At 65.9% G+C, this 800-nt stretch carries 1 protein-coding gene; it reads right to left on the minus strand.

Going from position 1 to position 800, the window contains the following annotated elements:
* Positions 1–754: baseplate J/gp47 family protein (locus DESPIG_RS12400; protein WP_246118328.1), on the minus strand; the 754-nt coding region annotated here is incomplete at its 3' end.
* Positions 755–800 lie beyond the last annotated feature (46 nt).

The following is an 800-nucleotide window of genomic DNA, read 5'->3' on the forward strand; positions in this document are numbered from 1 at the left end:
CGCGCTTCACCCCGGCGATGGAAACAAGGCCGGAGGCCAGGCGGTCCCGCACCACGTCCCTGCCGATGGAAAAGCGCGGGATAGCCGGATCGTCACCGTAGGAAAACATGGAGCGAACCCAATTCTCCGCTTCAGCCTTCACGGCGTCCGCGTCTCCGGAGAGCAGTTCCAGCACCGCCTTGACAGGCACCGTCACCGGCTCCGGCGCTTTCACCAGAAGGTCGTGATTGATGACGATGGCGCTATCCAAGGCTGTGCGGACCTCAGCCAACAGGCTTGCCGTGGGCAGTCCCGCCGCGCCCTGGACCACCACGTCCACCGTGCCTTCCCCGCGCGGATGCTGATCCGCCACATACACGTCCACCACACCGGGAACGGAAAGCGCGGCGGCTTCATAGGCCGCGCGGGTCACGCCCGCCTGGCTCTGCCAGGCCAGCACATAGCGCCGCCGCAAACTCGCGTCGCTTTCCGCATCCGCGCCTTCCTCAATCAGCCAGTCCGCCGCATTGGTCACACCCGAAATGCCTTCCACCGGAGTGACAAGCTCGCATATCTGCCCCACTGCGGCGTTGGCTCCCTGGCCGTATTCCTCCGCCGTGGCGGGCACGGCCACGGATGCCGCGCCTTCCGGCAGTACGGCCAGCTCATCCGTCACATAACGGTAGATATCGCCCTTGCCGTCGGGCTGTGTCCGCACGATACGCCCGGCGGGAATGCGCACGTTCCCGGTCTGATCCCCACGCAAAAACAGCACGTTGCCCCGCGCCTTCGTGGCAGGCTTTCGGGTTTCGTCCACCTGT

It is taken from the genome of Desulfovibrio piger ATCC 29098 (genome assembly GCF_000156375.1).
In the GTDB taxonomy this organism is placed as follows: Bacteria; Desulfobacterota; Desulfovibrionia; order Desulfovibrionales; family Desulfovibrionaceae; genus Desulfovibrio; species Desulfovibrio piger.